Raw genomic sequence first — 25,065 nt, forward strand, 5'->3', positions numbered from 1 at the left:
GGCGCGCATGCCGCTGCAAAGCTTGTGCGCGCGCACCACGGGTATAAACTCGGGAACAGTTTGAAGCCTGAGCAAGGAAGGTCAGTTTTCAGATGAATCTACGCATTTCGGGAAAACACATGGACATCGGCGATGCGTTCCGCACACGCATCAACGACCGGGTCGGCGAGGCGATCGAGAAATATTTCGATCGGGGTTTTTCAGGACATGTCACGGTCATCAAATCGGGGTCGCGTTTCTCCGCCGACTGCATGGTCCGGCTCGATTCCGGCGCTTCTTTGCAGGCGACCGGCGACGCCCAGGACCCGACGCTTGCCTTCGAGGCGGCGGCCGACCGCCTGGAAACGCGGCTGCGGCGCTACAAGCGCCGGCTGAAGTCGCGCAACACCGGCAACGGCAATGGCGAAGAGCCGACCGACATCGCCTACACCGTGATGGCTCCCCTCACCGATGACGAGGAAGACATTCCGGAGGACTTCGCTCCGGTCATCGTCGCCGAATCAAGCTTGACGCTGCGGACCATGTCGGTGGCTTCGGCGGTCATCGAGCTCGACAACAGCGACAGCCCGGTCTTCCTGTTCCGCAACGCCGGAACCGACCATCTCAACATCGTCTACCGCCGGCCGGATGGCAACATCGGCTGGATCGATCCGTCGACGACCAAAGTCGCGCAAGGATAAAAAGCCAGCCGCGCAAGGGGGCGACGACTGGCGCGGCAGGCGAGCAAGGGATTTTTCAAGCATGGATCTCAGCGATCTCATCAGCGTTCCGGCGATCATGCCGGCGTTGAAGGCGAATTCCAAAAAGCAGCTTCTGCAATTGCTGTCGGAGAGGGCGGCGGCGATTTCGGGGATTCCGGAGCGGGAGGTGTTCGACACCATCCTGCAGCGCGAGCGGCTGGGCTCGACCGGCGTCGGCAACGGCATTGCCATTCCTCATGGCAAGCTCGCCGGCGTGAAGCGGATCGCCGGCGTCTTCGCCCGGCTGGAAACGCCGGTCGATTTCGAGGCGCTGGACGACCAGCCGGTCGACCTGGTGTTTTTGCTGCTTGCGCCGGAAGGAGCCGGCGCCGACCATCTCAAGGCGCTGTCGCGCATCGCACGCGTGCTGCGCGATGCCGACACGGTTGCCAAGATCAGGGGCACGCGCGACGCGGTGGCGATCCACGCGCTCTTGTCGGATACGCAGGCCTCGCACGCGGCCTGACGTTTTGGGATCGAACCTGGTTTTTGGGATGAAACCCTAGAGGGGCCGCCGGGAGCGGCCCTTTCCATTTCAGACTGCCAGCAATCGCCTTAGTGAATGGCGACAGTGGTCAGGTCGTTCTCCAACGCACCCGCCAGTGCCCGGTCACGGGCGTCGGAAAGCAGAATCGGCTGGCCATTGGCGGCAAACAGCGCCCACAGCTCCAGGCCGGGCGCGATCTCGCCGAGGCCGGGGAAGCGGCCGCGCAGGTCGTCGCTCGACACTTTCCTGAGATAAGCGACCGAACCTTCGCCGAGATGGGCGAGTTCGCCGCTGGTCATGGTGATCGTTTCGTCAGTTCTGGTCATTTCAAGCCTCCTTGGCGCGAGGACGCCAGGATCGGCCGCCTCGCATAAAGCCATCGGCAAAGGTCAGTCTTTCACCGATATGTTTATTTTCCGTACCATCCGCTCGGACTCCGGCCGATCGAGATCGATCGACAGCAGACCGTTCTTCAGTTCCGCCGCGATCACCCGCATGCCGTCGGCCAGCACGAAGCAGCGCTGGAACTGGCGCGCGGCGATGCCGCGGTGCAGGAATTCGCGCTCGGTGTCGTCGGTCTGACGACCGCGCACGATCAGCTGGTTTTCCTCCGTGGTGACATCGAGGTCGCTTTCTGCAAAACCGGCAACCGCCAGCGTGATGCGCAGCCTTTCGGCCTTGCCGTCGGCGGCATTGAGGCGCTCGATATTGTACGGAGGGTAGCTGTCGCCGGACTTCGCCAGACGCTCAAGCGTCTTTTCCATGGCATCAAAACCCAGGAGAAGCGGGCTGGAGAAAGGCGTCATTCGACTCATTGTTACACTGTCCTCTGAAGAGCGACACAAACTGGAAAAACCCGGATGGCATTTTTCCCGATGGTCTTGATATGGTCCGTCGCGCGATCAAGTTCAAGCCGCCAATCAGGATGGCGTTTCGTCGAACCGTCATCTTCATCCAGCCTTTCATTGGAGCATGATTTCGTCCGAAAACCGGTTCCCACCTTCCGGGAACCATGCTCTAAAACCCGCCCAAAAAGACTTCCCAAAAGGAATTGAAATGCCCCAGTCCAGAAAGATCATCATCGACACGGATCCCGGCCAGGACGATGCCGTCGCCATATTGCTGGCGCTCGGCAGTTCCGAGCTGGAGATCGTCGGCATCACCGCGGTAGCCGGCAACGTGCCGCTGAATCTGACCCAGAACAACGCCCGCAAGATATGCGAGCTGGCCGGCCGGCCCGACATCAAGGTCTATGCCGGCGCCATCCGGCCGCTGGCGCGTGAACTCGTCACCGCCGAGGAGGTGCATGGCAAGACCGGCCTGAACGGCCCGCAGCTGCCCGAGCCGACCATGCCGCTCCAGGAACAATATGCCGTCGATTTCATCGTCGAGACGCTGATGCGCGAGGAAAGCGGCACCATCACGCTCTGCCCGCTCGGACCGCTCACCAACATCGCGCTGGCGCTGATCCGCGAGCCCAGGATCGCGCCGCGGATCAAGGAAATCGTCCTGATGGGCGGCGGCTTCTTCGAGGGCGGCAATGTCACGCCGGCCGCCGAATTCAATATCTATGTCGACCCGCAGGCCGCCGATCTGGTGTTCAAATCGGGCATTCCGATCGTGATGATGCCGCTCGACGTCACCCACCAGGCGCTGACCACGTCCGAGCGCATCCAGGCCTTCCGCAAGCTCGGCACCAAGGTCGGCACCGCGACCGCCGAGATGCTGGAGTTCTTCGAGCGCTATGACGAGGAGAAATACGGCACCGATGGCGGGCCGCTGCACGACCCGTGCGTGATCGCCTATCTCGTCAAACCGGAGCTGTTCAAGGGCCGCCACTGCAATGTCAGCGTCGAGACGACCTCCGAGCTCACCATGGGCATGACGGTGATCGACTGGTGGGGCGTCACCAAGCGCAAAAAGAACGCCATGGTGATGCGCGACATCGACCATGACGGCTTCTTCGCGCTGCTGGTGGAGCGGCTCGGGCGGCTGTAAGGGCCTTTCCTTCCCCTCTTGTGGGGGAAGGTGGCCGAGCGAAGCTCGGTCGGATGAGGGGTGTTCCAGGGAACGCCGACGTCTCACTCCGCTGGAACACCCCTCATCCGTCTCGGCGCTATCGCGCCGATCCACCTTCTCCCACAAGGGGAGAAGGGAGAGGTGCTACTTCGCCTTCGAGAATGCCAGCCACAGTCCGCCGCCGACCAGGAAGCTGCCGCTGATGCGCGACATCAGCTTGACGCGGCTGGCCGACAGAACGCGCCCGGCGCGGCCAGCGGCAAGGGCATAGGTCGAGTCCGACATGGCGGCGAAGATCATCGCGGTCAGGCCCATGACGATGATCTGCAGCGTATAATTGCCTTGCGGTGAAATGAACTGCGGGAAGAAGGCGCCGAAGAACACCAAGGTCTTCGGATTTGAGATCGCCACCAGAAAACCCTGCAGGAAGAAGCCGCCGCGCGGCTTTTTGGCCGAGCCGTCGGGGTTCAGCGCGCCTTTGGCGCGAAACATCTGCACGCCCATCCAGATGAGATAAGCGGCGCCGATCAGTCGCACCCATTCGAACCAGTGGCCCATGCCGGCGATCAGCGTGTTGAGGCCGATGCCGACGATGGCGATCATGATGGCGAGCCCGGCCTGCGTGCCGGCGACGTTGGCCAAGCCGGAGCGCGAGCCGTGGCGGATGCTGTTGGCGATGATCAGCGTGACCGTGGGTCCCGGCACCAGGATGATGACGATGCAGGCGACGACATAGGTGGCGTAGAGTTCCAGCGACATGATTTCTCTCGAACAGGACAGCGCCGACTTGGGCGGAGCGCGATCAATGCACGGGATTGACGCTGGCGCAAGCTGGCCGGACAGGGCGGCCCGTCATGCAGCTCCCGCCGCCCATGGCAGGGTTGCCTCGTAGGCGGCGCCGGCCTTGAGCACGGCGAGATCGCCGCGCGGGCGGCCGATCAACTGCATGCCCATGGGCCGGCCCTTCTCGTCGAAGCCGGCCGGCACGTTGAGCGCCGGGCAGCCGCCCAGCGTGGCGAAAGCGGAGACCTGCATCCAGCGGTGATAGCTGTCCATGGTTCGCCCCGCGACCTCGCGCGGCCAGTGGGTGGTCACGTCGAACGGGAAGACCTGGGCAGTGGGCAGCGCGATCAGGTCGAAGCGCTCGAACAGCGACAGCAGCGTGCGGTGCCACGAGGTGCGCCGGACGGTCGCGGCATGGATCTGCGGCGCGGTCAGGCGCATCGCCTGCTCCACTTCCCAGACAGCCTCGGGCTTCAGAAGCCTGCGTTTTGCCGGATCGTCGTAATGCGCCTTCAGCCCGCAGCCGCTGCTCGCCTGGCGCAAGGTGACAAAAGCCTGCCACAGCGCCTCGAAGTCGACATCCGGCAGCAAGGCCTCGCTGTGGAAGGAAGCATCGGCGAAGCGGGCAAGCGCAGCCTCGCAAAGGTCAAGCACGCCGGGCTCCGTCGGCAAGCGACCGCCGAGGTCGCCCAGCCAGGCGATGCGGCCGCCTGACGCTTTGGTCCGCAAACCTTCAAGGAACGAGCCCGTCTTGTCGTGCGAAAGCGGTGCATGCGGGTGATAGCCCGCCTGTTCGTCGAGGAGCAGCGCGATGTCGCGCACGCTGCGGCCCATCGGGCCCTCGACGCCCATCTGCGAATGGAAGACATCGACGTCCGGGCCAGCAGGCACCAAGCCCTGCGAGGGACGGAAGCCGTAGACATTGTTGTAGGCCGCCGGATTGCGCAGCGAACCGCCGAAGTCGCTGCCGTCGGCGACCGGCACCATGTCGAGCGCCAGCGCCACGGCCGCGCCGCCGCTCGAGCCGCCGGCGGTCAGCGCCGGGTCGAAGGCGTTGAGCGTCGGCCCGAAAACCGGATTGTAGGTGTTGGAGCCGAGGCCGAATTCCGGAACATTGGTCTTGCCGATGATGATGGCCCCGGCCTCGCGGACGCGCTCGACGAAGAAGTCGTCCGTGTCGGGAATGAAATCGGCAAAGATCGGCGAGCCGAAGGTGGTTCTGAGCCCCTTGGTCTGGGCAAGGTCCTTGATGGCGATCGGCAGGCCGTACAGCGATCCGGCCTCGCCGCCACGGGCGAGATGAGCATCGGCCCTGCCGGCCTCGGCAAGGACATCGGCGCGCTCGCGCAGCGAGACGATGGCATTGACCTGTGGGTTCACGGCCTCGATGCGGTCGAGGAACGCGCCGACCACCTCGCGAACCGAAAAGCGACGCCGTCTGATGCCTTCAGCGAGCTCAACGGCGGAGAGGCGGCAGATATCGCCGGCCGGCGGCACGGCATGTTTTGTGACGGGGCGCATCGCTCAACGGGTGCCCGCCAAAGTCGCGTCGACATCCTTGGCCAGTGGGATGGCCGGTTGCGCGCCTGGCTTCAGGCAGGCGAGCGACCCGGCCGCGGCGGCGCGGGTGAGCGCATCCTGAAGTGAGAGACCGGACGACAGGCCGGCGCCGAAATAGCCGCAAAACGTATCGCCGGCGCCCACCGTGTCGACCGGGGTGATCTTCAGCGCCGGAACGGCAAGGAAATCGCCCGGTGTGGCGGCCAGCACCCCGTCGCCTCCGAGCGTGACGACGATGATGCGGCCTGTCTTTTTGGCATAGTCGCGCATGCGGGCCGGGCGGTCGCGCCCCGAAAGCGCGAGCGCCTCGCCATAGAGATCGAACTCGGTTTCGTTGGCGACGGCATAGTCGGCCTTGCCGAGGAGGTCGGCGGCTTCGGCACGGAAGGGGGCGGTGTTGAGCACGCTGACGGCGCCCGCCGCGCGCGCCGCGTCGAGCGTGGCCTCGACCGTCTGCAACGGGATCTCGTGCTGCAGGAGCACGACGTCGCCTTTCTTGAGATAGGCCTTGGCGACATCGCCCGGCACAACCGAATCATTGGCGCCCGGCACGACGGCGATGACGTTTTCGCCGTCGCCGCCGACCAGGATCAACGCCGTGCCGGTGGAGGCGAAGGTCTCGCCGACACCGGACAGATCGACATTGCCGGCCCTGAGAAGGGCGAGCGCCTCGGCGGCAAAACTATCCTTGCCGACCGCGCCCACCATGCGCACTTGCGCGCCGGCGCGCACCGCGGCCAGCGCCTGGTTGGCCCCCTTGCCGCCGGGCGCGGTGGCGAAGCCGGAGCCGCGCACCGTCTCGCCGGGTTCCGGCAAGCGGTCGACATTGGCGATGAGGTCGAGGTTGATCGAACCGACAACGATAATCAAAAAACTGCCTCCCGGTGAGGCGGGTCAGCCTGTGCTGAAAGGCGGACCTGCTCCAAGACTTCTGCTTTCTTGCGCAATTCCAGGGGAAATGCATGGCGTGTTTTTTCCCCTGGAATTGCAGGCTGGGCGCGAAGCTAGCCGCAAAGCCCGCCGGTTGCCAGATCATGTCGTCGCTGGCGCGGTCTGGCCCACAGCATCATTCGCAACGGACAGTGACCTCCGCCTGGTAACTGCCGGCCGGGAAGATGCCCGGCGATTTCGTGGCGGTCAGATCGACCTGGATGGTATGGGTGCCGTTGGTCAGCCGCTGCGGCGAGCCGCCTGGGTTATCCAGCCCTGAGCCGTCGAGGCGGAAGACTGAGGCGAAAGAGACGTCGGTGTCGCCGCCGCTCGGAGCCGACGTGAAGGCGATCGGCGCCGGCGCGGAGACGGTATAGCAGTCTAGCAGGTTCAGGATCGAACACAGCGTCGAGTTCGCGATGATGGTGGCGCCGGCGCTCGACCCGCCCGCCTGCTTGGAACCGAATATGTTGATAGAGGGGTTCGACTTCATCGTTCCCGAGGCACCGATCATGATGGTGCAGGTGCCGATGATCGCCGCCTGTGCTGGGAGACAGAAGCCGGCAAGCGCTGCCGTCGTAAGCAGCGCGCGGCTATTTCCTCTTCTTTTTCTTTTCATTGCCGGTCGTGCCTCTGATGCTCCAGCCTTCGTTGGCCCATCCCGCCGATGCGGCCGAGCGAGCCGTAGGAGCCTCGGAAGCCGTGGCAGCGATGCCCGTCGTGCTCCCCGTTGTCTGACCATCGGCGCCAAGGCCCATTTTCAGGAGCTTCAATTCAAGCTGCAGGCGCTCGACTTCCAGCTCGTAGAGGCGGCTGCAATCGACGCGTTTCGGCGTCTGCCCGATCGGGATCACCACGCGGCCGTATGTTGCGATGTCGCTATTGGCCTGATTGCTGCTGTTGTTGCCCCGGATGACGCCGAGGTCGAGATAGGCGCCGCTGCCGGAGACGGCTGAGCGGCAGGTCGTGCCGTCGCTGGCATGAACCTCGTCCTGGCCCTGAGGCAGGCTGACGCCGGGCAGACTGAAACCGGTCTGGTTCTGATTCAGGTTCAGGATGTCCTCGGCAAGCCCCTGACTTACGACAGCCAAGGCGGACAGCAGGGACAAGGTCAGAACCTGCGATGCCCGAAAAACTTTCCGCATATCTGTGCCCTTATCTGGGTCTGCTCGCTTGGAAAGGGGATACTCTCGGTACAGATACGCACCTTGCGCTCGTTCGCGCCGTCGAACGGGACGACCACCAGAACCGGACGCGACGCCTGGCCGGCCAGAAGGAAGGCGCTTGGCGTGATCTTGGCGTCGACCGGCTGGAAATCCTGGTCATAGACATGAACCTCGACACGTATGCGCTGGTTATACGGGTTGCCTGGGAAGACACGAACGGCGAAGGCATCCGCGAAGGATCGCACCTCACCCCGCATCGGCGTCATCGACTGGCCGGTCGCGGCGATGGGAAACAGCACGGCAGTCAGGCCCGCCGCCAGAATTGCAATCGTTCTCAAGGATCACTCCTTTCGCGACAAGACTATTCGCAGCGCAGCGTCACCGTTGCTTGGTAGTTGCCGGCGGAGAAGCGGTTCGTGCCGCTCTTGGTGCCGGAAAGATTGACGGCGACCGTGGATGTGCCTGGCACCGTCAGGGCCGTCGCAGTGCCGGTTTCCGCAATCGTCTGGGCGCCGGAAGTGGCGAAGGTGGGGGTCCATGTCGTCGCCGTAACGTCCGAAGCCGGCACGGTCGTCGTGGTTACCGGGTCTACGCTGAGCGAGACGCCGCCCGTGGTATCGACCTGAGCGCTGCCGGCTGAGCCGCCGGCATTATGCGAGCTCAGCGACTGAAGATTGCTGCTGGCGGTCATCGTACCGTTGGAGTTGATCGTGACCGTGCAGGTCGCGGTGATCGTACCATTGAACAGCACATTTCCGGTGGTGGCGGCCGATGCTGCCTGGCCGCCGCAGGCGGCGAGCACGCTCGCAGCCGTGACGGCGCGAAAGAACTTCATTGAGACCCCGCTTTCGAGCCGGATAATGCGGCTCAATGTAGGGTTATCTTCTCTTTATCGTGGTTAATTTAGCGTTAAGTGAAATAACAACGGAAAGCAACTTCAAAGAAAGCGGCGATAACCGGAGGTTGTCGCCGGTTGCATTTCATGAACAAGGCTGTTTATTTGTTTGGCTTGTGCCGCTTTATATTTGATGCGCGGTTTTTCGCAAGGAGGCGCGAAAAAATCGATTGTTTTTCAGGACGTCACTTGTCCCGCTTCCCAACCGAGGATGGCGCGCTTGCGCGTTAGGCCCCAGTGATAGCCGGTGAGCGCGCCGGACTTGCCCAACGCCCGGTGGCAGGGCACCACGAACGACATCGGGTTGGCGCCCACCGCCGCGCCCACGGCCCGGCTCGCGCTTGGCGCGCCGATGCTTGCCGCGATCGAGGAATAGGTGCAGGCCCTACCCATCGGGATGCGCAGCAATGCTTCCCAGACGCGAAGCTGGAAATCAGTGCCTATCATCACCACGCGCAGCGGCTGGTCGGCGCGCCATTGCGTCGGGTCGAAGACCCGCGCGGCGTAAGCCTGGGTGGCGGACATGTCCTCGACGTAAGTCGCGTTCGGCCAGCGGCCGGACATGTCGGCGAAGGCAGCCCGCTCGCCGCCGGCGTCACAGAAGGCGAGGCCCGCCAGGCCCCGGTCGGTGACCATGATGAGCGCGATGCCGAAAGGCGAGATGTGATAGCCGTAGCGGATGGTGAGACCCGCGCCCCGGGTCTTATAGTCGCCGGGCGACATCGCCTCATGGGTGACGAAGAGGTCGTGCAGCCGGCCGGGACCGGACATGCCGAGCTCGAACGAGGTCTCCAGGAGCGGCATGCCTGAATCGAGCAGCCTGCGCGCGTGGTCGAGCGTCACCGCCTGCAGGAAGGCCTTGGGCGACAGGCCGGCCCAGCGCGTGAACAGTTTCTGCAGGCCGGTAGGCGTCTCGCCGACTTCCTCGGCCAGCACCTCGAGCGAGGGCTGGTCGCGATAGTCGAGGCTGATCTTCTCGATGGCGCGGCGCACGACGTCGTAGTCGCTGCCTTCCGGCGTGATGTCGTTCTCAAGGATCGCGGTTGGTTTCATCCGCGTATTCATGGTCATCTGAGCGTTCATGGCAATATCTCCTTGACCGCGAATATCGGTCCTCCAGAGCTTTGCCACCACCCGAAACTTGCCTTCCCGCCATCCGCACCCAGATAGAGTCAGCTTCGCGCCGAAGAGGACGATCATGACCGTCGAAAAGGTTGATCTGACCGGGGCAAGAGAGACCTTGCTGATGACGCTCTACGGCAAGGCGCTGGAGAGCCGGCTGGCCAATTCGCTGCTCCAGGATCGCTTTGCCGACGAGGCGGTGCGCAAGATCGACTATGATTCTCAAGGCTCAAGGTCGGCGGCAACCTCGGGCTAAGATTTGCATCCGGGCGAAGACACTGGACGTATCAGCGCGTCTTGGCGGCCGCCAGCGCGCGCGAAAAGGCGGTGGCAAAACTTTCGCGGTCGTCGGGATTGAGGAAGCCGCCAATCGCGACACTCTTGCCTTGCGCCTCGACGGCCATCTTGGTGATGCCGATCTCAGCATGGCGGGCGATCGAGAACCGCGTCCAGAACGGGTTGAAGCGATGGTTTTCCGAGCGGCCGGAAGGCGCTGTCTTGCGAATGTCGAGACTGGTGCGCGAGACCGAGATTTCCTCACGGGCGCGCGCAGCCCGGTAATTGGCGCGGAAAGCGATGTAGACGGCGACCACGTCGAGGCCGAAGAAGCCAAACACCGGCCAGGCGCCATGCGCCAGGAAGAACGCGCCGGGGACCGCCCAGCCGAACAGAAGCGCTCCCATCAGGATCAGGAAGCCGGTGCGGCCGAGCGAGCGGTGTGGCGTCAGCAAGGCCTGGAAAAATGGCTCGTCGGCCTGGAACGAGGCGTTTGTGTCGCTCATGAGGGAATATTATAGGAGGGAAATGGCGCCTCCCAAGTCGAAAAAATCCGCAGCTGTCAAAAAACCTCAGGCCGCTATCGCGAGCGACGGCCGGGCGCCTGGTCGACGGACGCGAAAAGCCGCCACGCGGTCGCTCTACAGCCCCGCCGAGGTGCATGAGATCTTCCGGCGCTTTTCCGTGCAGCGGCCTGAGCCGAAAGGCGAGCTCGACTATGTCAACGCCTTCACCCTGCTGGTCGCGGTGGTGCTGTCGGCGCAAGCGACGGACGCCGGCGTCAACAAGGCGACGAAGGCGCTGTTCGCCGCGGCCGACACGCCGGCCAAGATGCTGGCGTTGGGCGAGGCCAAGGTCGGCGACTATATCCGCACCATCGGTCTGTGGCGCAACAAGGCCAAGAACGTGATCGCGCTTTCGAAGGCGCTGATCGACGATTATGCAGGCCAGGTGCCGCAGGATCGCGATGAGCTGGTGAAGCTGCCGGGCGTCGGGCGCAAGACCGCCAATGTCGTGCTCAACGTCGCCTTCGGCCAGCATACCATGGCGGTCGACACGCATATCTTCCGCATCGGCAACCGTATCGGGCTGGCGCCCGGCAATACGCCGGATCAGGTCGAACAGGGGCTGCTCAAGGTCATCCCCGCCGAATATATGCGCCATGCGCATCACTGGCTGATCCTGCATGGCCGCTATGTCTGCAAGGCGCGCAAGCCCGATTGCCCGGTCTGCGTCATCGCCGACATCTGCAAGTCGAAGGAAAAGACCACCGACGTGCCCGCCCCGCTGGTGCCGATCGCGCCGCTGGATGAGACGTTTCCGGTCGAGGCCTAGGGTGGTGTTCTAATATCCGTAGCCGCGCGCCATGGCCGCGGCAAAAACTGGAATGAGCAGGAAGATAAAGCCCTCGGCGCGGACATAGTTCTTCACCGAGGCCAATTCCGCCGCCGGCACCGCGAAAGACGGATTGCCGCTCGCCTGCCTGTTCCAGGAGAGGAAGCGCATAGTCGGCACAATCGACAGCAGGCCGACGATGACGAAGGCCGCCATCTTTGCCCAGAACACCCAATTGTAGACGTAGAATTCCCAGCCCTTCAGACCGAAGAACACCCGGCAGATGCCGACGATGACGATCAGCGCGGCGATGATGCCGTAGTGGCGGTCGATGCCGGCAAGGCGCTTCAGCGTCGCCGCTGCCAAATCGCCGCGCACCAGCACGAACTCGGCGCCGATGATGCCGGCCAGCGAGAACACCAGAAGGTGATGCGCGATCGCCAGCAACAGGTCTGTGGTGTCCATGGTTCTTCCTTCGGTCGACTTGCGTTTCTGGGTCGGCTTCGCGCGCAAACTAGCATCGCCGGGCGAAAAGCCCATAGCGATGCTGCCGTGCCATGGCTTTTATGGCTGGAAGAGCCAACGCATTGGCCTGGCTCTTGATCGAGCGTGCTGTTTTGCTAAGCGCGGTCGCGTCAATGGAGGGCAATGCCATGAGCATCAAGATCGAAGCCGGCGTGCCGCTTCTCGAAACGGCGCGCACCGTTTTGCGGCCGCACAGGCTGGACGATTTTGAAGCCTATGCCGCCATGTGGGCGGAGCCCGCCGTCACCCGTTTCATCGGCGGCAAGCCGCGCACGCGGGAGGAGAGCTGGATGCGCTTCCTGCGCCATGCCGGCCTATGGTCGCTGATCGGCTATGGATTCTGGGCGATCGAGGACAAGGCGAGGGGGAGCTTTATCGGCGAGGCCGGCTTCCACGACCTCAAGCGCGAGATCGTGCCGTCTCTCGAAGGCGTGCCGGAGGCCGGCTGGGCGCTGGCCTCGGAGGCGCATGGCCAAGGGCTTGCGAGAAGTCGTGAGGCGGATCGTCGCCTGGAGTGACGAGACGTTCGGACAGGCAAGAACCGTCTGCATCATCGATCCGGAAAACGGCGCTTCGCAGAAGGTGGCCGAAAGGAACGGCTATAAAGAAATTTTGCGGACCACCTACCACGAGAAGCCGACGATCCTGCTGGAACGGCAGGCCGGATCCGGAAAGCAAAGCGCTTAACCCGCCTTGCGGCGCAAGGCCCCTGCCACTCCGTTCCACGCGTCCGCCTTTGCACCTGGATGGCTGCCCAGCACCGTCGTCGCGTCGAATGGCTGAGGCCTCGCTATGGCATAGCCCTGCGCGTAGTCGACGCCGATCGCCTTCAAGGCTTCGACGATGCCATCGCTTTCGACGAATTCGGCGATGGTGCGTTTTCCCGTCACCTTGCCGATGTGATGGATCATCTCGACCATCGCGCGATCGATGCGGTCGTCGAGCATGTCCTTGACGAAGCCGCCGTCGATCTTGAGGTAGTCGACCGGCAGATGTTTCAGATAGGCGAAGGACGACATGCCGGAGCCGAAATCGTCGAGCGCGAAGCGGCAGCCCAGGCTGCGCAGATCGGCTATGAAGCGCATGGCCTCGGTCAGATTGGCGATGGCACTGGTCTCGGTGATCTCCAGGCAGATCGTTTCGGGCGCAATGGCGTGCGCGGCGAACTGCTCACGCATGAAGCCGAGAAACGTCTCGTCGCCGAATGTGGCGCCGGAGAGATTGATCGCGCAGGTGGATATCGGCGCCGCGTGCGGATCGGTGCGTCGCGACGCCAATATGGCGAAGGCGTTGCGTACCACCCAGCGGTCGATCGCCGGCATCAGTCCGTAGCGCTCCGCCGCCGGAATGAAGCTCTGCGGGGTGACGAAGCTGCCGTCCTCGTCGGTCAGCCTGAGCAGGATTTCGACATGCGCGCCTGCCTCGGCAATATCGTCGCGCAACGGCGCGATCTCCTGCGCATGCAGCCGGAAGCGGTTCTCATCCAGCGCAGCATGCAGGCGCTGCACCCAGGCCATCTCGCCGAAGCGCTCGCGAAGTGCGGTGTCGCCGTCGCTGTGGAGCTGGACGCGGTTGCGGCCCTTTTCCTTGGCCATGTAGCAGGCGACGTCGGCGGCGCGCAGCACCTCCTCCAGCGTCATGCCGACATTGGCGACCTCGACCATGCCGATGCTGACGCTGATGTTGAAGGGACGCCCTTCCCAGGAGAAGTGCAGATCCTGGACCGTGGCGCGCAACCGTTCGGCGGTGGCGGCGGCACAGTCGGCATCGCAATCGAAGAGCAGCACGCCGAACTCGTCGCCGCCCAGTCTCGCCAGGATGTCGCCGGGCGGCAGCTCGTTGGCGAGCAGCGCCGAGATCTGGCGCAGCAACTGGTCGCCGGCGGCGTGGCCGCAGGTATCGTTGACCAGCTTGAACTGATCGAGATCGAGATACATCAGCGCGTGCCGGCGCGACTTTTCCGGGTCTTCTGAGATCGCGCTCGCCAGACGCTTCTCGAAGTCGCGGCGGTTGACGAGACCGGTCAGCGCATCATGCGATGCCTGCCACGACAGGCGTTCGATATAGTCCTGCTCGCGCGTCATGTCTTGCAGGGCCAGGACGCAACCCAGGATCGAGCCGGAAACGATCAGCGGAGCGCCGTTCAGCGCCACCGGCACGACCGAACCGTCGGGGCGCTCCAGAAGCTGCGGGCGAACATTGGAGCGGCGCGGCTCGCCCGCCAGCAGGCGCGGGATCAGATCGGTCTCCTCGACGCCGCTGTCCTTGTCCACGAGCCGGAACAACGAGGCGACCGATCTGCCTTTGGCGGCGGCTAAAGAGCAGGCAAGCAGCCTTTCCGCTCCGGCATTCATATAGTCCAGCCGCCCCTTGGCATCGGTGCTGATGACAGCCTGGCCGATCGAGGCCAATGTGATCTGAGCCCGCTCGCGCTCGGCGCTGAGGGCTGTCTGAAATGCCTGGCGCTGTTTCATCAGCTTTCGCGTGCGCCAGACGGCGAGCAGGATAAGCAGCGCGGCTGTCGCGAGATTGGCCGCCGTCAGCGCCGTCTTGATGAAGCGCGATCCCTCGCCGAGACTGTCCGAAAAGTCCTTGGCGAGCGGCCCGATCCGATGGTCGATCTGGTGGATTTGCACTTTCCAGAGAGCGATCTCGGCTGACGATGGCGGCCCTTTTTCGAGCCTGCGATGCATGTCGTCGCCAAGTCTTTGGATTGCGAGAATCATCTCGTCGGCAGCCGTCCAGTGGCGGATCGCCGTGTCGAGATAGCTGACGCCGCGGAAATTCCGGAACAGCCAGATCAGGCCGGCGACATCGTCGGGATGGTTGTTGCCGCCGAGAAAGCCAAGTCTGGCCGCATGCGTGTCGGGCTCAGCCTGTTCGAGCGCAAGCCGCGCGGTGCGATCTGCCAGCGGCACGGCGATGGCCTGACGATATTCGCTGAAATACTCTTCCCGGCCGGTGTCGGCATAAAGGCTGAGGAAATAGATGGCGTGCTTCTGCCCCTTCGACCACTGGCTTTCGCCGCCGACATAGGCGCGGACGGCTGACAACGTGTGGAGGCTGAGAGTCGCAATCAGCGCCTGGATCAGGACGACCGCGACGAAGGGCCAGACCAGCCCGATGAGACGCGGGGCGGCATCGGTCGATGAGAGCTTCATCCCATTCCCATGGCCCGTGCGCAGGCCCCCTCGGTGTCTGTCCGACTGGCTCATCCGCCGGTTGAGACGATGTTCTTCCCCACATGTCGTCCGGTTACTGGCGACATCAATCCAAATAACGTGCCTGGATTAACGGTCGATAAATTTGCCCAGTATTTGTTTCATGAGTTATTGCTCAGCAACAGAAGGACGCTTACACGCTTGATGCCGATATTTCGTGCCTAATATCGGTTTACGGTGCGAGGGCGCGGAAGAAAAGCCGGCAACATCAATCCGATAGCGCCGCGCGACAGTCTCGTCTCAGCGCCTGGTCTTGGATTTGTTGAGCGCAACGGCCTCGCGGACGAGCGCCTTCAGGGCGTCGGCGTCGATCTTGTCGCCTTCCTTGAAATCGATGGCGCGCCGGGTGTTGCCTTCCAGGCTGGAGTTGAAGAGCTTCTTGGGATCGGGCAGCGCCGCGCCTTTGGCGAAGGTCAGCTTGACGACGGCCTTGTAAGTCTCGCCGGTGCAGATCATGCCGGCATCCTCCCAGACCGGGACGCCGCGCCATTTCCATGTCTCGACGGCTTCGGGCGCCGCCTCCCTGATAAGAGCGCGGAGTCGGGCAAGCGTCTCGCCCCGCCAGTCGCCCAGCTCCTTGATCCGTCCGTCGATCAGTTCGGACGCAGACTTGCCGTCCTGTACGTCGCCTTGTTGCATGTCCGGTTCTCCTCGATGCTGAATAAGAGATCGCCACCATGGCCCTTTCGGGGAGATGGCGCTTGATTTTTCGTGCGCTTACATCCGTTCGCCGGGCAGCCGGCTTGCCTGCTTCACCCAGGAGACGAACTGCTCCTCGTCGATCGGCTCGTTCTCGTGGATGTGGAAATAGCGTGTGTCCTTGCTCTTGGATTCGACAGGCGGCACGGGCTTCAGCGACAGGCCGCGGAAGAACGCCACCTTGATGTATTTGGCGAAGCAATGGATGCCGAGGAACCAGCCTTCGCCTTCCATGCCGTAGAAGGGAGAGTTCCATTTGACAGCCTTTTGCACACCAGGGACGGCCTGCATGATGAGCTGGTCGAGCCGGCGCCCGACCTCGCTCTTCCAGCCCGGCATCGCCGCGATATAGGCCTGCACCGGAGCATCGCCATGGCCCTTGGCGATCTGCGGGTTGCCGCCCGAAAGCAGGACAGGTTTGGCGTCCGCGGATCCGGCAGCCTTCGATTTCGTCTTTGCCATCAGGCCGATCCCGTGCGCTCGCCCGCCGGCTCCCCGCGCCATCTGGCGGCATAGGGCAGCACGAACATATAGAGGCCGCTGAACAGCAGCAGGAAAAGCGGAATCAACGGCGAATAGACGATCCAGGCGGGCGGCGGGCCCATGGCCATGGCAGCGAAATTGGCAATGACGGTGACGGTGAAGATGATCGAAAGCCAGCGGTGAAGCTGCCTGATCCACTTGCTCCAGTTCAATATAACCTCCCTTGCGAATGACGATACGGATCGAGCTCTCTACCAGTGCGCCAGTTGCGAAAGCTGAATGAGGTTGCCACAGGTGTCGTTGAGCTGCGCGATGGTCGCGCCGGTCACCGCGGTCGGCGCCATGGCAAAACTGCCGCCATTGGCCTTGATGCGCTCATGGTCGCTCTTGATGTCGTCGGTGAACAGCATCAGCGCCGGCTAGCCTTGCTTGAAGATGGCCTGCTGATAAGTCTTTGCCGCCGGATTGTCGTTGAGGGCCAGCTGCAGTTCGGTGCCGTCCGGATCGTCAGGCGAGACGACAGTCAGCCAGCGAAACGGCCCATTGGTGAAGTCGGCCTTCTTGGTGAAGCCCAGAATTTCGGTATAGAAGCCAAGGGCCTTTTCCTGGTCGTCGACATAGATGCTGGTCAGCTTGATCTTCATTTTGGTGTCTCCATTGCTTACGCCTGCGGTTTGCCGCCCCGCCGGGACCGTGTCTGTCTTTTGAGGCTTCGGCGGACGTCAATCGATCCGCGAAAGCAGCTGCTCCAGGGCCGTGAAGTTGCGTTTCCAGCCCACTGTGGCGCCGCGGTAATACGGCTCCTGGTCGGTGCGGAAGCCGACCTGCTCCATGCGCAAATGCGTGCCCTTGCCCGTCGGGGTGAGCGTCCAGGTGACCACGCTCTCGAGATCCTTGGTGTCCCAGCTGTAGGACAGGGTTCGGTTGGGCTCGACCGTCCGCACCTGGCAGTCGACGCCGCCCCATTCGGCGCTCATGTTGAAGCGATGGTCCACGACCGGCTTGAAGCTGTTCTTCATCAGCCACTCCTCGATGAGATGCGGTTGGGTGAGCGCGCGCCAGATCTTTTCTGGCGGAAAAGGTATCTCGCGCTCGACGATGACGGAGCGCGTTGCGGCCTCATTCATTGATCCATCCTTTTGAGCAGGTCTTCCAGATCGTCGAAGCGGCTTTCCCAAAACCCCGCCATGTGGCGCGTCCAGTCCATCAACGGCGCGAGCGCCTTGAGCTGGGCACTGTAATGGGTCTGGCGACCCTCATGGCGGTCGCGCACCAGTCCCGCTTCCTTGAGGATGCCCAGATGCTTCGACACCGCCGGCTGCGACACCCCGGCCTGGGCGGTCAGGGCCCCGACCGTCTGCTCGCCCTGACGGCAGAGGCGTTCGAAGATGGCGCGTCGCGTCGGATCAGCGAGCGTCCTGAACAGCATGTCATGCGCGGTCGTCATTTTTAACCGATAACCCGTTGGCTATTGATTGACGTATAACCATTGGGATATGCATGAGTCAAGCAGCGAATGAGGACGCGCACCTGAAGCCGCGGCCGTGGGCCGGCACGCCGGTACGGCCGGACGGCACTGAAAAGATGGTTGCTTATGCCGCGTTTGCTGACGGAACGGTCAAATCCCTCAGCAGCGTGGAAAGGTCCGGTTCGTCGATGAGCAGGGCGGCGTCGACCGCCGGAAGCCATGCGCGCTGCCGGTTCGCGGCTTCCTGCCAATCGGCAAGCTCCTCGGCGACCTCGAGCAGATAGACCACAACGTCGACGCGAATGAAGCCGTTGGGCATGCGTTTCCAATAGGAATAGGTGCCGGCAGGCTGCTTCAGCGTCCTGCCGAGCACGCCGGCTTCCTCGCGGGCTTCGATCGTTGCCGCCTTGCGCCCGCTCTTGCCCTTCATCGGCCAGCCTTTTGGCACAATGAAGCGCCGCGTGGTGCGTGAGGTGACCAGCAACACTTCGAGATTGCCGTCTTCTCGCACCCGATATGGAATGGCCGCCACCTGGCGGATGCGTTGGCCTTTCCTGGCTCTGCGGACTGCTTTCTTCTTGGTTGTTGCCATTCCAAATTCCGTCAGAGCAGCATCCCTGCCATACGCTATCCGCGCGGGCAAAAACCTGTCCTCCTGCAAACTCTAGAGCGTTTCACCGTTTCACGGAAACGGCGACCCGCTCCATCTCTTTAGTTTTGACGCAATTCCTGACGGAAAACCGTGTCACATTTTTCCTGGAATTGCTCTAGAACCACCGCCCTTGCAATCCGGCATTTTGCCGGCAAGTAAGTCGGCTAATAAACTGAAAAAAACAAAATGTCAGCGGCAAACCCTGGAAATCGTGTTGCCGACCGCTTCCATCCGGCATGTCTTGTCAAATACCGGCACATCGGGCTGGCTCCTGGGCGGGGCCGGCCGGTCGAGCTCGCGATAGATTTGCTGCTGCTGCTGGTATTGCTGCCGCTGCAAGCGGTTCTGCAACTGCTGCAGCTCATTCTGCTGCACCAATGCATTGCGGTTCGTCGGGATGACGATCTGCGCATAAGACGGCGCAATCAGATAAACCGAGGCCGCCAGCACTGCGCCTGCAAGAACAGCCAGACTGTGACGAAGCATCCGCGCGGCTCCCATACAAAAAACCATGCATTTCATATAATGCGGGCAGCCAATAACGCCATGGGTAACCGCGAAACGTGATGCGGCTCACCGACGCCGGGCGATTGGCTATGCCGGGACGCCGGCGCTGGAGATCGGGGCCGACATCCCGGTCAGCGCCATCGCCAGTTCCCGCATCTGCGGAAAGGCCGGCGTCGAGTTCTCCACCAAGCAGTGGGAGATCGAGGGGGTTTCGCCGCCGCCGAGAATCTGCCCGGCAATCCCGCATTGCACTTGACGGAAGCCATCGATTCGCCCCTCTATCGGGGTCGGCGCCGGGCTGGAGCTCGATGGCGTTAACGGCGTCGGGTTGGCTGTCAGGTACAACGACGCCTTTGGGCAAACGGTCAAGCAGAATGCGGTCAGCGTGTCTCTGAAGGTCAGCTTTTAGCTGACGCGGGCGGCGGCTAAGAAGGGATCTCATGAGGACGAAATACGCGTATCTCGCGGCGATGCTGGCAGCCGCCTGCATTGCCGGTGTGCCGGCAGCGGGAGTTGCCGCGCAGAATAAGGCCGACAAGGTGGCGCCCGCGGCCGCTCAGTCAGGCGACGCAGCGGCCAAGCCGCAGCTGCCGGGCGGCGCCTCGGCGCTGTCGGAGACGCATGGCGACTGGACGGTCAACTGCCAGGTCACCGGCACCAACAAGGTCTGCAGCCTGTCGCATCAGCAGTTCAACAAGCAGAGTGGCCAGCGGCTGCTGGCGATCGAATTGACGACCAAGACCGGTGAGGACGCCGCCGGCACGCTGGCGCTGCCCTTCGGGCTTGCCTTGGCCAACGGGATCTCGTTCGAAATCGACGACAAGAAGCTGGACGGCACGTTGCAGTTCAACACCTGCCAGGCGGTAGGTTGCCTGGTACCGGTGACGTTCGACGCCAATATCACGCCGTTGCTGCAGAACGGCACCACGCTGAAGGTCAACGCCACGGCGGCCGACACTGCGCAGCCGATTTCCTTCACCATCTCGCTTAACGGCTTCGGCAGCGCTCTGGCGCGGACGGCGGATCTATCGGCGGACTAGGTTGTCGAAGACCGGCCGGCTGAACGCTTCGTCATCCACGGGCGGAGCAAGGAGCGAAGCGACGCGCGCAGACCCGAGGATCCATTCCGTGACATAGGAGCGCTGCTCACGGTGCAGAATTCTGCGCCGCTGCGCTCTACAATCCAGGTAACGGAATGGATCCCAGGGTCTCCGCGACGCCGCTTCGCGGCTGCTCCGCCCAGGGATGACGAAGTTGGAAGGTTTCGGCCAACCAGCACGGCTTGCCTCAGCTACTCAACCTCGCGCAAACGGTATCCCACTCCCGTCTCGGTGATGATGTAGCGCGACTGGTCCGGCGTCTTCTCGATCTTCTGCCGCAGCTGACGCACATAGACCCTGAGATACTGGACGTCGGTCGAGTCGTTCCAGATCTGCTTCATCAGGAACTGATGCGTCAGCACCTTGCCGGCATATTGCACGCGCATGCGCAGGATGTCGTATTCCTTGGGCGACAGTTTCACTTCCTTGTCCTCGACCGTGACGATGCGCTTCACAAGGTCGACCGAAAAGGATAAAAGAATTCGAACAAAAAGGGAACGAAGAAAAATGCTCGACATCGCACCATCGCAACAGGCGGCAACCTGGCTCGGCTCATTCGGCCGGGCGCTCGAGGCCGGCGATATCGAGGCGGCGACGAACCTCTTCGCGCAGGATTGCTACTGGCGCGATCTCTTGACCTTCACCTGGAATATCAAGACCATGGAAGGGCAGGCGGCGATCCGCGAAATGCTCAAGGCCACGCTCCACTTGGCGCAGCCCTCGCACTGGCGGCTGTCCGGAGAGCCCAGCGTCGACGACGGCACCGTCGAAGCCTGGTTTACATTCGAGACGGCGGTGGCGCGCGGCGAGGGGATCCTGCGGCTCAAGGACGGCCGCTGCCGCACGCTATTCACGGCGATGAGCGAACTCAAGGGGTTCGAGGAACGGAAGGGGCCGGCGCGGCCACTCGGCATCCGCTACAAGGCCGACCCGAACCGCGAGACCTGGGCGGAAGCACGGGCACGCGAGGCGCGCGATCTCGGCGTGCATGAGCAGCCCTATTGCCTGGTGATCGGCGGCGGGCAGGGCGGCATCATGCTCGGCGCCCGGCTGCGCCAGCTCGGCGTCCCTACGCTGATCATCGAGAAGAACGCGCGCGCCGGCGATTCCTGGCGCAACCGATACCGCTCGCTCGTGCTGCACGATCCCGTCTGGTACGATCATCTGCCCTACATTCCGTTCCCGGAAAACTGGCCGGTCTTCACGCCCAAGGACAAGATGGGCGACTGGCTGGAGATGTATACCCGCGTCATGGAGCTGAACTACTGGGTCGCCACCAAATGCATCAGCGCCGCCTATGACGAGGCCGAAAAAGTCTGGACCGTGGTGGTCGACCGCGTCGGCCAGCGCATCACGCTGAAGCCGAAGCATATCGTCTTCGCTACCGGCGCCTACGGCCCGCCGCGGCAGATCGAGCTGCCGGGCGCCGACAGCTTCAAGGGCGAGCTTCTGCATTCCAGCCAATATTCCACCGGCGAGAAGTTTCGCGGCAAGCGCGTGGCGGTGATAGGTGCTGCAAGCTCAGGCCACGATGTCAGCGTCGATCTGTGGGAAGCGGGCGCCAAGGTCACCATGGTGCAGCGCTCGCCGACGACGGTGGTGAAGTCCGACACGCTGATGGATATCGGCTTCGAGATCTTCTCGGAAAAGGCGCTGGCGCGCGGCATCACCACCGACAAGGCCGACATGATCGTGGCCTCTACGCCCTTCGCGCTGGTGCCGAAGGGCCAGCGGGCGCTTTATGATGTGATCCGGGCGCGCGACGCGGATTTCTACCAGCGCCTCAGCAACAGCGGCTTCGCCATCGACTTCGGCGAGGACGAGACAGGACTGTTGATGAAAGCCTATCGGACAGGCTCGGGCTATTACATCGATGTCGGCGCTTGCGAGTTGATCCTGAACGGCGAGATCCAGGTGAAGAGCGGTGTCAGCATCAAGTCGCTGACGCCGGACGGCATCCTGTTCGACGACGGCAGCGAACTCGCCGTCGACGCAATCATCTGCTGCACCGGCTATCAGTCGATGAACGAGACAGTTGCGGGAATCGTCTCGCGCGAGGTCGCCGACAAGGTCGGCCCGTGCTGGGGCCTCGGCTCCGGCGTGAAGGGCGATCCCGGTCCGTGGCAGGGCGAATTGCGCAACATGTGGAAGCCGACGGCACAGGAAGCGCTATGGTTCCACGGCGGCAATCTGGCGCTGTCGAGATTCTACTCGAAATATGTGGCGCTGCAGCTCAAGGCGCGCATGGAGGGGATAGCGACGCCGGTGTATGGGGAGCCGAGTAATTCGCGATCCTAGCTTCGTCATTCTAGGGCGGAGCAAGGAGCGAAGCGACGCGGCGCAGACCCTAGAATCCATGCCGTGACATTCGTGACGTGCGCAAGCGGACCAGGACGGGATTCTTCGCCGGGCGTCTCAAGCCCCATTCTGCACCGCTGCATTCTTCGGTGACAGTCACGGCATGGATTCTAGGGTCTGCGCTCCGCTTCGCGTCGCTCCGCCCTAGAATGACGACGATGAGGGGCCAAAATGCCTCGCCGCCACATCAACATGCGTGTGATGCGAATGGGCCTCGAAGCGCTCCGTCTCGTTGTAATCCGTCGTTTCGTTCGGCCACCATTTGCCGCCGATGACGATGCCGTTGGAGACCAGCCGCTGATCCGCGACCAATGACGCCCCGACGGCGTCGACGAAGGTGAAGCGGCCGGGTTGGAGCTTCAGCACGGCAACATCGCCGGTGCCGCCGACCTTCAGCGCGCCGAGTTCCGGCCTTGCGATCGCCTCCGCCGGCCGCTGCGTCGCCGCGCGCAGCACCTCGACCAACGGCATGCCGAGGGCCATGAGCTTCGACATGCAGACCAATATGTCGAAGGCCGGACCGTCGACGCAGTAGAGATGCACGTCGCTGGAGATGACGTCGGGCGCCAGGCCTTCGGCGAGCATCGCCTTCGCCACCTCGAAGTCGAAGGAACCCATGCCGTGGCCGATGTCGAAGATGACGCCGCGCTCGCGCGCCAGGCGCATGTCCGGCCGCACCGCGCCGGAGGCGAACACGGGCGCGTTGGGGAACGGCCGGAAGCAATGGGTGAGAATGTCGCCACGCCGCAGCCTGGGCAGCACCTCCGAGCGGCCGGGCGGCGGCTCGTCGATATGCGCCATCAGCGGCAGGCCGGCCTTGTCGGCGGCTTCGAGCGCGAGGTCGACAGGCGCGATGCCGCTCGAGCCGCCGGCATGCTTGCCGGAGCGGACTTTCACGCCGACGACGACGTCGGCATGCTCGCGCACTGCCGCCACGGTCTCGCGCGGCTCGCAGAGCCTGAGATCGCTGCATTCGCCGACGGACACCGTGTTGGAAAAGCCGAAAATGCCGGCGAAGGAGATGTTGACGTAAGCCAGGATGCGGACCTTCGAGCGCTCGATGACGTGGCGGCGAAAACCCAGGAAATTGCCGGCGCCGGCGCTGCCGGCGTCGATGAAGGTGGTGGTGCCGCTCTTGGCGGCGAGCCGGTCGGCGTCGACACCGAGCGAGGTGCCGCCCCAATAGACGTGGCTGTGCAGGTCGATCAGGCCGGGCGTGACGATGCAATCCCTGGCATCGACGACTTCACTCGCCGCCTCGGCATTGATGGCGGCGTCGATCGCGGTGACGCGGCCATCGGCAATGGCAACATCGCGTGGCGCGTCCAGGCCCGATGCGGGATCGATGAGGCGTCCGCCCTTGATCAGGAGATCGAACTGCATCGGTGCCCTCGCTTTGTTTGTTCGTTTCACGCAATTCCGGACGGAAGGTACGGCGAAGTCGCCGAACTAACCGCTAAGCACTTTTCCTGGAATTGTTTCAAGCGATCCGAGCGGGCGATCAGACCGGCCGATAGGCGACGGCTTCGACTTCGATCTTGATGTCGATCATCAGGCGCGATTCGACCGTGGTCCGCGCCGGCGGATCCTTCGGGAAATGTTTTGCATAAACGGTGTTGAATGTGCCGAAATCGCGCGCGTCCTCCAGCCAGACGGTGGTCTTCACCACATCGTCCATGGTGCAGCCGGCGAGCGCCAGGGCCGCTTTGACGTTCTGCAGCACCTGCTCGGCCTGCTCGGCGATGCCGCCCTTGATCACGAGCCCGTCGCTGCCCACCGGCACTTGACCGGAAATATAGACGAAATCGCCGGCGCGGACGGCGGGCGAGAGCGGAACGTGGGATTTCCCAAAGCACTGCTTGGACAAGGGGAGCCTCCTTCAATCGACGACGGGAACCGGGGTTACATAGCCGTCTACGCCTGTCGGCACGATCCTCCTAGAGCCAATGTCGGAAAGCAACATTCTTTCGAAATCCATGTTGCTTTATTACAGAAGCCTGAGCATCTTGCGCTCGACGCGGCTTGAAATCGGCCGCGCATATGAGGGAGATCGGCATGACCTTCGACAAGAATCCGTTTCCGGAAGGCGATGCCGACCGCCACGCGCTGTGGGAAATGCTGGTGCGGCGCGATATCGACGCCTTCCTCGGTCAGGACTGGTCGATGGTCGAGGACGATTTCATCGCGGAAAGCTTCTTCGGCATGCATGCGCATTTCCTTGCCAATGCAGATGCCTGGCGGCTGCAGTTCCCCCGGCTGGAGGTCTATCGCGACGAATGGCTGCGGCAGGCCAAGGAAACCGCGGCGACGAAATTCGCCGAGCCGCTGCGCGAAGCGCTGTTTCGCGTCACCAACATGCGCGACATCGACGTCGACGGCGACCGCGCGGTGCTGCACAAGAAGTTCGACGGCTCGGTCGCCAAGGCCGACGGCGGCGTCGACCGGCTCAAGTGGCAGACGCTCTACTTCTGCCGCAAGGTCGGCGGACGCTGGAAGATTGCCGGCTTTGTCGGCTACATGCCGCATCCGCTGGGCAGCTAGGAAGGAGCTATCGGACGCCGCCTGCGTTGGCAAATCGTTCCATTGTGGAGCTCAGCCGAAGCGCCAGTTGGTTCGTCATTCTAGGGCGAAGCAAGGAGCGAAGCGACGCGCGCAGACCCTAGAATCCTGTGTGTTGGTTCTGGTGTATGGTTGAAGTGGGAAGGAGACCGAATGAATCCTGGTCGTCCTTTCGGACAG

At 63.1% G+C, this 25,065-nt stretch carries 31 protein-coding genes and 3 pseudogenes; 9 read left to right on the plus strand and 25 right to left on the minus strand.

Going from position 1 to position 25,065, the window contains the following annotated elements:
- Positions 1–92 precede the first annotated feature (92 nt).
- Positions 93–680: a ribosome hibernation-promoting factor, HPF/YfiA family gene (gene hpf / locus LB538_RS23520; RefSeq protein WP_095769268.1), complete on the plus strand. Its 588-nt coding sequence runs from the start codon at positions 93–95 to the stop codon at positions 678–680.
- Between the two features lie 61 nt (positions 681–741).
- On the plus strand, positions 742–1,206 hold the full coding sequence (gene ptsN / locus LB538_RS23525; protein WP_042641064.1) for a PTS IIA-like nitrogen regulatory protein PtsN: 465 nt from the start codon (positions 742–744) through the stop codon (positions 1,204–1,206).
- Between the two features lie 89 nt (positions 1,207–1,295).
- Here ptsN and LB538_RS23530 read toward each other — a convergent pair whose 3' ends face one another.
- The gene (locus LB538_RS23530; protein WP_036257920.1) at positions 1,296–1,553 is read right to left on the minus strand and encodes a DUF1150 family protein; all 258 of its coding nucleotides are present in this window, start codon (positions 1,551–1,553) and stop codon (positions 1,296–1,298) included.
- Positions 1,554–1,616: 63 nt separating this feature from the next.
- Complete coding sequence (locus tag LB538_RS23535; protein WP_095769269.1) at positions 1,617–2,042, minus strand: Hsp20 family protein; 426 nt, start codon at positions 2,040–2,042, stop codon at positions 1,617–1,619.
- Positions 2,043–2,283: 241 nt separating this feature from the next.
- Between LB538_RS23535 and LB538_RS23540 the strand changes: the two genes are divergently transcribed.
- Positions 2,284–3,225: a nucleoside hydrolase gene (locus LB538_RS23540; RefSeq protein WP_224532217.1), complete on the plus strand. Its 942-nt coding sequence runs from the start codon at positions 2,284–2,286 to the stop codon at positions 3,223–3,225.
- A 165-nt stretch (positions 3,226–3,390) separates the two neighbouring features.
- Here LB538_RS23540 and LB538_RS23545 read toward each other — a convergent pair whose 3' ends face one another.
- From LB538_RS23545 to LB538_RS23580, 8 genes are all read right to left on the minus strand, one after another.
- Positions 3,391–4,005: a LysE family translocator gene (locus LB538_RS23545; protein WP_224532216.1), complete on the minus strand. Its 615-nt coding sequence runs from the start codon at positions 4,003–4,005 to the stop codon at positions 3,391–3,393.
- A gap of 93 nt (positions 4,006–4,098) precedes the next feature.
- Complete coding sequence (locus LB538_RS23550) at positions 4,099–5,550, minus strand: amidase (protein ID WP_224532215.1); 1,452 nt, start codon at positions 5,548–5,550, stop codon at positions 4,099–4,101.
- 3 nt (positions 5,551–5,553) lie between these two features.
- On the minus strand, positions 5,554–6,459 hold the full coding sequence (locus LB538_RS23555; RefSeq protein WP_224532214.1) for a ribokinase: 906 nt from the start codon (positions 6,457–6,459) through the stop codon (positions 5,554–5,556).
- A 196-nt stretch (positions 6,460–6,655) separates the two neighbouring features.
- The gene (locus tag LB538_RS23560) at positions 6,656–7,138 is read right to left on the minus strand and encodes a hypothetical protein (RefSeq protein ID WP_095769274.1); all 483 of its coding nucleotides are present in this window, start codon (positions 7,136–7,138) and stop codon (positions 6,656–6,658) included.
- Entirely contained in the window at positions 7,113–7,664 is a 552-nt protein-coding gene (locus LB538_RS23565) for a hypothetical protein (protein WP_224532213.1), read from the minus strand. The genes LB538_RS23560 and LB538_RS23565 overlap by 26 nt, the downstream gene beginning before the upstream one ends.
- A complete protein-coding gene (locus LB538_RS23570) occupies positions 7,631–8,023 on the minus strand; it encodes a hypothetical protein (RefSeq protein ID WP_140546269.1) in 393 nt (130 codons plus the stop codon). Before LB538_RS23570 ends, LB538_RS23565 begins: the two co-directional genes overlap by 34 nt.
- Before the next feature lie 23 nt (positions 8,024–8,046).
- The gene (locus LB538_RS23575; RefSeq protein ID WP_224532212.1) at positions 8,047–8,520 is read right to left on the minus strand and encodes a hypothetical protein; all 474 of its coding nucleotides are present in this window, start codon (positions 8,518–8,520) and stop codon (positions 8,047–8,049) included.
- Positions 8,521–8,757: 237 nt separating this feature from the next.
- Positions 8,758–9,663 (minus strand): methylated-DNA--[protein]-cysteine S-methyltransferase, encoded by a 906-nt coding sequence (locus LB538_RS23580; protein WP_176477139.1) that lies wholly within the window; start codon positions 9,661–9,663, stop codon positions 8,758–8,760.
- A 115-nt stretch (positions 9,664–9,778) separates the two neighbouring features.
- Here LB538_RS23580 and LB538_RS23585 point away from each other — a divergent pair, with 115 nt between their 5' ends.
- A complete protein-coding gene (locus tag LB538_RS23585) occupies positions 9,779–9,958 on the plus strand; it encodes a hypothetical protein (RefSeq protein ID WP_224532211.1) in 180 nt (59 codons plus the stop codon).
- Between the two features lie 31 nt (positions 9,959–9,989).
- On the opposite strand, the gene LB538_RS23590 is transcribed toward LB538_RS23585, so the two are convergent.
- Positions 9,990–10,484, minus strand: coding sequence for a DUF2244 domain-containing protein (locus LB538_RS23590; protein WP_224532210.1), 495 nt, complete (start codon positions 10,482–10,484; stop codon positions 9,990–9,992).
- On the opposite strand from LB538_RS23590, the gene nth reads away from it, so the two are divergent.
- Complete coding sequence (nth, locus tag LB538_RS23595; protein WP_411909053.1) at positions 10,483–11,313, plus strand: endonuclease III; 831 nt, start codon at positions 10,483–10,485, stop codon at positions 11,311–11,313. The two genes, LB538_RS23590 and nth, sit on opposite strands and share 2 nt — an antisense overlap.
- A 9-nt stretch (positions 11,314–11,322) precedes the next feature.
- Here the strand turns inward: nth and LB538_RS23600 are convergent, their stop codons facing one another.
- Positions 11,323–11,778: a DUF2214 family protein gene (locus LB538_RS23600; protein WP_140636930.1), complete on the minus strand. Its 456-nt coding sequence runs from the start codon at positions 11,776–11,778 to the stop codon at positions 11,323–11,325.
- Positions 11,779–11,966: 188 nt separating this feature from the next.
- On the opposite strand from LB538_RS23600, the pseudogene LB538_RS23605 reads away from it, so the two are divergent.
- Positions 11,967–12,525 (plus strand): annotated as a pseudogene (locus LB538_RS23605) (GNAT family N-acetyltransferase).
- Here LB538_RS23605 and LB538_RS23610 read toward each other — a convergent pair.
- The 10 genes and pseudogenes from LB538_RS23610 to LB538_RS23655 form a co-directional block, all read right to left on the minus strand.
- Positions 12,522–14,999 (minus strand): EAL domain-containing protein, encoded by a 2,478-nt coding sequence (locus LB538_RS23610; protein WP_224532208.1) that lies wholly within the window; start codon positions 14,997–14,999, stop codon positions 12,522–12,524. The pseudogene LB538_RS23605 and the gene LB538_RS23610 overlap by 4 nt on opposite strands.
- A 300-nt stretch (positions 15,000–15,299) precedes the next feature.
- Entirely contained in the window at positions 15,300–15,698 is a 399-nt protein-coding gene (locus tag LB538_RS23615) for a DUF1801 domain-containing protein (protein WP_224532207.1), read from the minus strand.
- Positions 15,699–15,776: 78 nt separating this feature from the next.
- Positions 15,777–16,220: a DUF1801 domain-containing protein gene (locus LB538_RS23620; protein ID WP_224532206.1), complete on the minus strand. Its 444-nt coding sequence runs from the start codon at positions 16,218–16,220 to the stop codon at positions 15,777–15,779.
- Positions 16,220–16,453, minus strand: coding sequence for a hypothetical protein (locus LB538_RS23625; RefSeq protein ID WP_095769283.1), 234 nt, complete (start codon positions 16,451–16,453; stop codon positions 16,220–16,222). Before LB538_RS23625 ends, LB538_RS23620 begins: the two co-directional genes overlap by 1 nt.
- Positions 16,454–16,492: 39 nt before the next feature.
- A pseudogene (locus tag LB538_RS29385) lies at positions 16,493–16,885 on the minus strand (VOC family protein).
- Between the two features lie 78 nt (positions 16,886–16,963).
- The gene (locus tag LB538_RS23635; protein WP_095769285.1) at positions 16,964–17,368 is read right to left on the minus strand and encodes an SRPBCC domain-containing protein; all 405 of its coding nucleotides are present in this window, start codon (positions 17,366–17,368) and stop codon (positions 16,964–16,966) included.
- Positions 17,365–17,688, minus strand: coding sequence for an ArsR/SmtB family transcription factor (locus tag LB538_RS23640; protein ID WP_095769286.1), 324 nt, complete (start codon positions 17,686–17,688; stop codon positions 17,365–17,367). The genes LB538_RS23635 and LB538_RS23640 overlap by 4 nt, the downstream gene beginning before the upstream one ends.
- 145 nt (positions 17,689–17,833) lie before the next feature.
- Positions 17,834–18,301: an NUDIX hydrolase gene (locus LB538_RS23645; protein ID WP_224532205.1), complete on the minus strand. Its 468-nt coding sequence runs from the start codon at positions 18,299–18,301 to the stop codon at positions 17,834–17,836.
- 249 nt (positions 18,302–18,550) lie between these two features.
- Positions 18,551–18,874: a hypothetical protein gene (locus tag LB538_RS23650; RefSeq protein ID WP_224532204.1), complete on the minus strand. Its 324-nt coding sequence runs from the start codon at positions 18,872–18,874 to the stop codon at positions 18,551–18,553.
- Positions 18,875–18,955: 81 nt separating this feature from the next.
- Positions 18,956–19,213, minus strand: a complete 258-nt coding sequence (locus LB538_RS23655) for a hypothetical protein (RefSeq protein WP_224532203.1) — start codon at positions 19,211–19,213, stop codon at positions 18,956–18,958.
- Between the two features lie 95 nt (positions 19,214–19,308).
- On the opposite strand from LB538_RS23655, the gene LB538_RS23660 reads away from it, so the two are divergent.
- On the plus strand, positions 19,309–19,908 hold the full coding sequence (locus tag LB538_RS23660; RefSeq protein WP_224532202.1) for an invasion associated locus B family protein: 600 nt from the start codon (positions 19,309–19,311) through the stop codon (positions 19,906–19,908).
- 251 nt (positions 19,909–20,159) lie between these two features.
- Here LB538_RS23660 and LB538_RS23665 read toward each other — a convergent pair.
- Positions 20,160–20,435, minus strand: a pseudogene (locus LB538_RS23665) (winged helix-turn-helix domain-containing protein); the annotation flags it as partial.
- Between the two features lie 40 nt (positions 20,436–20,475).
- On the opposite strand from LB538_RS23665, the gene LB538_RS23670 reads away from it, so the two are divergent.
- Entirely contained in the window at positions 20,476–22,266 is a 1,791-nt protein-coding gene (locus LB538_RS23670) for an NAD(P)/FAD-dependent oxidoreductase (protein WP_224532201.1), read from the plus strand.
- A 204-nt stretch (positions 22,267–22,470) separates the two neighbouring features.
- Here the strand turns inward: LB538_RS23670 and LB538_RS23675 are convergent, their stop codons facing one another.
- Positions 22,471–23,709 carry an amidohydrolase/deacetylase family metallohydrolase gene (locus tag LB538_RS23675; RefSeq protein ID WP_224532200.1) on the minus strand — a complete coding sequence of 413 codons (1,239 nt, stop codon included), beginning with the start codon at positions 23,707–23,709 and terminating at the stop codon, positions 22,471–22,473.
- 118 nt (positions 23,710–23,827) lie between these two features.
- Positions 23,828–24,193, minus strand: coding sequence for a RidA family protein (locus LB538_RS23680; protein ID WP_140846294.1), 366 nt, complete (start codon positions 24,191–24,193; stop codon positions 23,828–23,830).
- A 188-nt stretch (positions 24,194–24,381) separates the two neighbouring features.
- On the opposite strand from LB538_RS23680, the gene LB538_RS23685 reads away from it, so the two are divergent.
- The gene (locus LB538_RS23685) at positions 24,382–24,867 is read left to right on the plus strand and encodes a hypothetical protein (RefSeq protein ID WP_095766686.1); all 486 of its coding nucleotides are present in this window, start codon (positions 24,382–24,384) and stop codon (positions 24,865–24,867) included.
- The last annotated feature ends 198 nt before the right edge of the window (positions 24,868–25,065 follow it).

It is taken from the genome of Mesorhizobium sp. Ca11 (assembly GCF_020165275.1).
Taxonomy (GTDB): Bacteria; Pseudomonadota; Alphaproteobacteria; order Rhizobiales; family Rhizobiaceae; genus Mesorhizobium.

Coding starts and splice junctions, on each gene's coding strand:
- LB538_RS23585 (WP_224532211.1), top strand. CDS start 9,779: ATGACCGTCGAAAAGGTTGATCTGACCGGGGCAAGAGAGACCTTGCTG.
- LB538_RS23670 (WP_224532201.1), top strand. CDS start 20,476: ATGCTCGACATCGCACCATCGCAACAGGCGGCAACCTGGCTCGGCTCA.
- LB538_RS23540 (WP_224532217.1), top strand. CDS start 2,284: ATGCCCCAGTCCAGAAAGATCATCATCGACACGGATCCCGGCCAGGAC.
- ptsN (WP_042641064.1), top strand. CDS start 742: ATGGATCTCAGCGATCTCATCAGCGTTCCGGCGATCATGCCGGCGTTG.
- LB538_RS23560 (WP_095769274.1), bottom strand. CDS start 7,138: ATGAAAAGAAAAAGAAGAGGAAATAGCCGCGCGCTGCTTACGACGGCA.
- LB538_RS23620 (WP_224532206.1), bottom strand. CDS start 16,220: ATGGCAAAGACGAAATCGAAGGCTGCCGGATCCGCGGACGCCAAACCT.
- LB538_RS23615 (WP_224532207.1), bottom strand. CDS start 15,698: ATGCAACAAGGCGACGTACAGGACGGCAAGTCTGCGTCCGAACTGATC.
- LB538_RS23675 (WP_224532200.1), bottom strand. CDS start 23,709: ATGCAGTTCGATCTCCTGATCAAGGGCGGACGCCTCATCGATCCCGCA.
- LB538_RS23650 (WP_224532204.1), bottom strand. CDS start 18,874: ATGGTTTTTTGTATGGGAGCCGCGCGGATGCTTCGTCACAGTCTGGCT.
- LB538_RS23600 (WP_140636930.1), bottom strand. CDS start 11,778: ATGGACACCACAGACCTGTTGCTGGCGATCGCGCATCACCTTCTGGTG.
- LB538_RS23565 (WP_224532213.1), bottom strand. CDS start 7,664: ATGCGGAAAGTTTTTCGGGCATCGCAGGTTCTGACCTTGTCCCTGCTG.
- LB538_RS23645 (WP_224532205.1), bottom strand. CDS start 18,301: ATGGCAACAACCAAGAAGAAAGCAGTCCGCAGAGCCAGGAAAGGCCAA.
- LB538_RS23550 (WP_224532215.1), bottom strand. CDS start 5,550: ATGCGCCCCGTCACAAAACATGCCGTGCCGCCGGCCGGCGATATCTGC.
- LB538_RS23575 (WP_224532212.1), bottom strand. CDS start 8,520: ATGAAGTTCTTTCGCGCCGTCACGGCTGCGAGCGTGCTCGCCGCCTGC.
- LB538_RS23660 (WP_224532202.1), top strand. CDS start 19,309: ATGAGGACGAAATACGCGTATCTCGCGGCGATGCTGGCAGCCGCCTGC.
- nth (WP_411909053.1), top strand. CDS start 10,483: ATGAGGGAATATTATAGGAGGGAAATGGCGCCTCCCAAGTCGAAAAAA.
- LB538_RS23635 (WP_095769285.1), bottom strand. CDS start 17,368: ATGAATGAGGCCGCAACGCGCTCCGTCATCGTCGAGCGCGAGATACCT.
- LB538_RS23610 (WP_224532208.1), bottom strand. CDS start 14,999: ATGAAGCTCTCATCGACCGATGCCGCCCCGCGTCTCATCGGGCTGGTC.
- LB538_RS23530 (WP_036257920.1), bottom strand. CDS start 1,553: ATGACCAGAACTGACGAAACGATCACCATGACCAGCGGCGAACTCGCC.
- LB538_RS23545 (WP_224532216.1), bottom strand. CDS start 4,005: ATGTCGCTGGAACTCTACGCCACCTATGTCGTCGCCTGCATCGTCATC.
- LB538_RS23590 (WP_224532210.1), bottom strand. CDS start 10,484: ATGAGCGACACAAACGCCTCGTTCCAGGCCGACGAGCCATTTTTCCAG.
- hpf (WP_095769268.1), top strand. CDS start 93: ATGAATCTACGCATTTCGGGAAAACACATGGACATCGGCGATGCGTTC.
- LB538_RS23685 (WP_095766686.1), top strand. CDS start 24,382: ATGACCTTCGACAAGAATCCGTTTCCGGAAGGCGATGCCGACCGCCAC.
- LB538_RS23535 (WP_095769269.1), bottom strand. CDS start 2,042: ATGAGTCGAATGACGCCTTTCTCCAGCCCGCTTCTCCTGGGTTTTGAT.
- LB538_RS23640 (WP_095769286.1), bottom strand. CDS start 17,688: ATGACGACCGCGCATGACATGCTGTTCAGGACGCTCGCTGATCCGACG.
- LB538_RS23580 (WP_176477139.1), bottom strand. CDS start 9,663: ATGAACGCTCAGATGACCATGAATACGCGGATGAAACCAACCGCGATC.